Origin of the sequence: Streptomyces purpurogeneiscleroticus (assembly GCF_020024005.1) — a bacterium.
GTDB classification, from domain to species: Bacteria; Actinomycetota; Actinomycetes; order Streptomycetales; family Streptomycetaceae; genus Streptomyces; species Streptomyces purpurogeneiscleroticus.
This window is the reverse complement of record NZ_NHSG01000027.1, coordinates 1-5,819: the sequence shown is the minus strand read 5'-3', so window position 1 is coordinate 5,819 and position 5,819 is coordinate 1. Positions and strand designations below refer to the sequence as shown.

4 protein-coding genes are annotated in these 5,819 nt (G+C 71.7%); all 4 read left to right on the top strand.

From position 1 onward, the window contains the following. Positions 1–606, top strand: a 606-nt coding sequence (locus tag CCS38_RS00745; RefSeq protein WP_223731221.1) for a LacI family DNA-binding transcriptional regulator, incomplete at its 5' end; no start/stop codon positions are given. Between the two features lie 26 nt (positions 607–632). Next, positions 633–1,730: a helix-turn-helix domain-containing GNAT family N-acetyltransferase gene (locus CCS38_RS00740; RefSeq protein WP_223731220.1), complete on the top strand. Its 1,098-nt coding sequence runs from the start codon at positions 633–635 to the stop codon at positions 1,728–1,730. 353 nt (positions 1,731–2,083) lie between these two features. Beyond that, positions 2,084–2,893, top strand: a complete 810-nt coding sequence (locus CCS38_RS00735) for a sugar phosphate isomerase/epimerase family protein (protein ID WP_223731219.1) — start codon at positions 2,084–2,086, stop codon at positions 2,891–2,893. A 793-nt stretch (positions 2,894–3,686) separates the two neighbouring features. Beyond that, a complete protein-coding gene (locus tag CCS38_RS00730; RefSeq protein WP_223731218.1) occupies positions 3,687–5,444 on the top strand; it encodes a glycoside hydrolase family 3 protein in 1,758 nt (585 codons plus the stop codon). Positions 5,445–5,819 lie beyond the last annotated feature (375 nt).

Below are 5,819 nucleotides of genomic sequence, written 5' to 3'. Positions count from 1 at the left end.
GAGGGACCGGCGGGGGGCTCGTCGGGGACTTCCCCGGCTCCCGGCGCTGACGCGGGGCCTGCTCCGCTGACCGTCGCGTTCGACAACCGGGGCGGCGCGCGGGCACTGACCGAGCATCTGGTCGCCCTCGGCCACCGCCGCATCGGATGCGTCGCGGGTCCCGAGGGGCTCACCACCACCCGGCACCGGCTGGAGGGCCACCGCGCCGCCCTCACGGCGCACGGCATCGAGGACGTGCCCGGCCGCACGGTCCACGGCGCCTACGACCGGGCCTCCGGCTACACGGCAGCCCACGAACTCCTCCGGCGGGACGAGGAACTGACCGCCGTCGTCGCGGCCAATGACACGGTCGCGCTCGGCGTCTGCGCCGCGCTGCGCGAGCACGGGCTGCGGGTTCCCGAGGACGTCTCGGTCGCAGGCTTCGACGATCTGCCCTTCAGCATGGACGCGGTGCCGGCGCTGACGACCGTCCGGCTGCCGCTGACCGAGGCCGGAGCACGGGCCGGCCGGCTGGCGATGGGCCGGGAGCCTGCGCCGGCGGACGGCGTGGTGCTGCTTTCATCCGAATTGGTGATACGCAAGTCGACGGCTCCGCCCTATTCTTGACTCAGTCAAGGTTTTTGGGGGATGCCATGACCGTCCAGGAATTCCGCCGCTTCAACCGCTTCTACACCAACCTCATCGGCGCGCTCGACTACGGCCGCCATCTCTACAGTCCGTACACGCTCACCGAGGCCCGGCTGCTGTACGAGCTCGCCAACAGCCCTGGTCAGGTGGACGCCGCGGACCTGCGGCTCACGCTCTCCCTGGACGCGGGGTATCTCAGCCGTCTGCTCGGGAAGTTCGAGGAGCGCGAGCTGATCACCACCGGCCGCTCGGAGGAGGACTCGCGACGCCGGCGCGTCATGCTCACCGCGCACGGCCGGGAGGCGGCGTCCATCCTGGAGGAGCGGTCGCAGGACCACGCCGGCCGACTCCTGGAAAAGCTGCCCGGACCGGACCGTGCCCGGCTGGTGGAGTCCATGGCGACGATCCGCGAGCTGCTCGGCGACACCGGCCCATCGGATGGCGACCCATCGAATGCCGCCGTATCGGATGCCGCCGTATCGGGTATCGCCCCATCGAATGCCGGCTCACCGGACGCCGGTCCGCAGCCCGCGTCCGACGCCCGTTCCGGACCGCCCTCGGACCGGGTGACCCTGCGGACCACGCGCCCCGGCGACCTCGGCTGGATGGTGCAGCGCAACGCCGAGCTCTATGCCCGCGAGTACGGCTTCGACCTCTCCTACGAAGCGCTGGTGGCCCACATCGTCGCCGAGTTCGCCGAGCACTTCGACCCGCGCTGGGACCGCGCCTGGATCGCCGAACTGAACGGCAAACCGACGGGCCAGGTGATGTGCGTCCGGGACCGGGCGGACGAGGGGGCGCAGACCGATGGGGAGGACGGGAGCGGTCGGCGGGAGCGGATACAGCGGATACGCACGGCTCGGCTGCGGTTGCTGCTCGTGGAGCCGGAGGCCCGCGGTCACGGCATCGGCGGGCGGCTGGTGACGGCCTGCACGGACTTCGCCCGGGACGCCGGGTACGAGGAGCTGGTGCTGTGGACCAACAGCGTCCTGACGTCCGCCCGGCGGATCTACGAGCGGGCCGGGTTCGAGCTGGTCGCCGAGCGGCCGCACCACAGTTTCGGACAGGACCTGGTCGGGCAGGACTGGCGACTGCGGCTGTGAGTCGTCGGCCGAGACGGTGAACCGCAGGCTGGGACTGCGAGCCCCGGCTGTAGCGGGGAGCCGTCGGCCGAGACTGTGCGTCGGGGCTGCGGCGGTGAGCCGTGGGCTGAGACTGTGCGTTGCGGCTGCGGCGGTGAGGCGTGGGCTGAGACCGTGGTCCTGACGCTGCTGTGGGCCGTGGTTGTGACTGTGACTGTGCACCGTTGGTCGACGGGACGGTTCGGTGCGGAGCGGTGGGAAGCGGTGCGGAGCGCTGCGGTGCAGGGCAGGGCAGGGCAGGGAGTGCAATGCAGTGCAGCGGGAACCGTACGAGGTTGTTCGTGAAGGGCTGGGAAAGGTAGGGCTGTAGGGCTATGCGATTCGCCTTCTCGACGCTGGGCGTGCCCGGGATGCCGGTACGGGACGTGGCCGGGCTCGCCGCCGGCGCCGGGTACCACGGGGTGGAGCTGCGCGCCCATCCGGAGGAACCGGTGCACACGGGCCTCGGTCCCGGCGAACGTGCCGAGGTCGCCCGGGAGTTCGCGGACGCCGGGGTGGAGATTCTCACCATCGCCGGGTACGCGAAGGTCGCCGAGGCTCAGGACGCGGCGGGTGAGGCGGCGGTCGCGGACGAGTTGGCGGGGCTGGTCGGGCTCGCGGCGGATGTGGGCGCCTCGTACGTACGGGTGTTCCCCGGTGCGGGTGACCGGCCGGCCGCGGAGGCCGACGCGGACGCCGCCCGTCGGCTCGGAGCCATCGCGCCGCTCGCCGCGGACCGCGGTGTGTCCGTGCTGCTGGAGACGCACGACTCGCACCGTACGGGGGCCGCGGCGGCGCGTGTGGTCGGGCCGGTGGGGCACGGGTCCGTCGGGGCGCTGTGGGACGTGCTGCACACCTGGCTCGGTGGTGAGGACCCGGCCGCTACGCAGGCCGTACTCGCCCCCCATCTGGGCTATGTCCAGGTCAAGGACGTCGCCTCGGCGGAGGACAAGACGCCGTTGCCTCTCGGCGCCGGGGTGCTCCCACTGGCCGACTGCCTCGGCGCGCTCGTCGGGGACGGTTGGGACGGCTGGCTGTGCTGGGAGTACGAGAAGCGGTGGTACCGCGAGGCACCCGCACTCCCCGACCTGCTCCGCCCCGGCCGCGAATATCTGGAGCAGCTCCTGGCCACGCTGCAGAAGTAGGACCCTCGGGCGGTCCACCGTGTGCCAGTAGTACCAATCTGTACCAATCTTGCGAGGTGGGGCGGTTCCGGGGAACCCACGGCGTTGCCGGTCCGTCACAACGACGTACTGCCGGTGAGTCTCCGCAAAGCGGTGTCGGCCTCGCTGCTGGCTGCGTCGCTGACCACCCTCTCCACCGCCTGCGGCCGGCAGCACACCGCCACCGGCGCACCCCCCTCCTCACGCGCCGGTGGCGGATCTCCTCCCGGGGCGACCGCCGTTCGGAGCCGCCTCTCCGTTGCCACGCCCGGCGCCGCCGCGCCCGCGCCCGTACCTCCCCGTACCCCCGGTCGCGTGATCACCCGGTTGGTGCCGGGGCATTGACCGGCAATTGTTTTCCGGATATCCGTGTCTCCTTGGCAGTTTCCTTCAATACGCCTATATGCCTGGGACTGGGCGGGTGGGAGCGGTCTGTGCCACGCCGCCCCGGCCGTGCGGTGCCGTCGGCGCCGGGGAACCGCTGAGGAGTCACGAGTCACCGAGGAAGTCAGCGAGGAAGCCTCCGAGGAGCCCTCCGGAAGGAGCGCACATGCACTCCAGACGTACCGCTCGCCCCAGCCGTGCCGATCGCCCCAGAGCAACCGAACACTCCGCCCCCGCCGATCGTTCCGTTCCCGGCCCCGCCGATCGTTCCATTTCCAAGGCCGCTTCCGAGGCCGCCGATCGTTCCGTTCCCCGGCCCGCCGATCACTCCAGAGCCACCGACCACTCCAGACGTGCCGTTCTGACCGCTGCCGCTGCGGCGGCGACCGCCGTGGCCACCGCCGGTACCGCCTACGCCGCGCCCGCCGGGCCGGCGCGGGACGTGCGGGACCGGCTGCGGGGGCTCATTGCCCGGATGAGTTTGGAGGAGAAGGTCGGGCAGCTCTTCGTGATGCGGGTGTACGGGCACTCCGCCACCGCGCCCGACCCCGCCGACGTCGAGGCCAACCGCAAGGAGATCGGCGTCGCGAACGCCGCCGAGCTGATCGCGAAGTACCACGTCGGCGGCATCATCTACTTCTCCTGGGCGCACAACACCCGCAATCCGCGCCAGATCGCCGACCTCTCGAACGGTATCCAGCAGGCGGGCGCCGCCCAGCGCGTCCCCGTGCCGCTGCTGATCGCCACCGACCAGGAACACGGAATAGTGACCCGGATCGGCGCGCCCGCCACGCTCTTCCCCGGGGCGATGGCCCTGGCGGCGGGCGGCTCGCGGGAGGACGTGGAGACGGTCGGCCGGATCTCCGGCGCCGAGCTGTACGCCATGGGCATCCGCCAGGACTACGCTCCCACCGCGGATGTGAACGTCAATCCCGCGAACCCGGTCATCGGTGTGCGGTCGTTCGGCGCCGATCCCCAGGCGGTGGCCCGGTTCGTCGCCGCGGAGGTGAAGGGGTATCAGGCGGCCGGCGTGGCCGCGACCGCCAAGCACTTCCCCGGCCACGGTGACACCGACACCGACAGCCACATCGGGATCCCGTACATCCACCACTCCGCCGAGGAGTGGGAGCGCCTGGACGCGCCGCCCTTCAAGGCGGCCATCGCGGCGGGAATAGATTCAATCATGACGGCGCATATCGTCGTCCCCGCGTTCGACAAGAGCGAGGACCCCGCCACGCTCTCCCGGCCGATCCTCACCGGCATCCTGCGCGAGCGCCTCGGTTACGACGGCGTGGTGGTCACCGACTCGCTCGGCATGGAGGGCGTGCGCAAGAAGTACGGGGACGACCGCGTCCCGGTGCTCGCCCTGAAGGCCGGCGTCGATCAGCTGCTGAACCCGCCGGACCTGGAGGCCGCGTACAAGGGCGTGCTCACGGCCGTGGGCAACGGGGAACTGAGCGAGCGGGAGATCGACGAGAAGCTGCTGCGCATCCTGGTGCTGAAGGAGCGGCGCGGGCTGTTCGCCGGTCCGTACACCTCGCGGCGCGCGGTGGACCGTACGGTCGGCACGAAGCGGCACCTCAGGACTGCCGACAAGATCGCCGACCGGACCACGACGCTGCTGGTCAACGAGGGTGGGCTGCTGCCGCTCTCCCGGCGCAGCGCCCGCCGCGTCCTGGTGGTCGGCGCCGACCCGGCCGCGCCGTCCGGCACCGGCGGCCCGCCCACCGGCGTGCTCGCGCGCACCCTCGGCGAGCTGGGCTTCACCGCCACCGCGCACTCCACGGGCACGGCGCCCACCCAGGCGCAGACCGACGCGGCGGTGGCGGCGCTGGCGGACCACGACGCGGTGGTCGTCGCCACGTACAACGTCACCGCGGCATCCTCGCAACGGGGGCTGGTGCGGGCCCTCCTGGACTCCGGGAAGCCGGTGGTGCAGCTGGCGATCCGGAATCCGTACGACATCGCCCAGCTCGACGGCGTCAAGGCGGCGCTGGCCAGCTACTCGTGGACGGATGTCGAACTGCGCGCCGCCGCCCGGGTGATCGCGGGCCGCCGGGAGCCGAAGGGCAGGCTGCCGGTTCCGGTCATGCGCGCCGACGCACCCGGCACGGAACTCTTCCCGATCGGCCACGGCTTGTCGTACTGACCACATCGGCTACGGGCTGCCCTGCTGACTGCATCAGCCACAGTCGGCCCTACTAGCCGCATCGACCACGTACTGACGTACTGACCACACCGACCACGGACCGACGTACTGGCCGCACCGGCCACGTACTGACGTAGTGACCGCACCGGCCACAGCCCGTCGTACTGCCCGCACTGGGGCGTTCGTACGAGCGCCCCTACCGGACCTTCCGTACAGCGCGTACCGCACGGCCCGTACCGCGTCTCTCGTCCCTCATGCGCAATACGCCGTTCGCGTCTGGCGTGTGCCCGTCACGGCGGGTCACGCTGGGCCGGCATGGACTGGCATCGCGTGGCTGGACTGGCATCGCGTGGGTGGGGGCACAGGGGGGACGGT

Coding starts and splice junctions, on each gene's coding strand:
- CCS38_RS00740 (WP_223731220.1), top strand. CDS start 633: ATGACCGTCCAGGAATTCCGCCGCTTCAACCGCTTCTACACCAACCTC.
- CCS38_RS00735 (WP_223731219.1), top strand. CDS start 2,084: ATGCGATTCGCCTTCTCGACGCTGGGCGTGCCCGGGATGCCGGTACGG.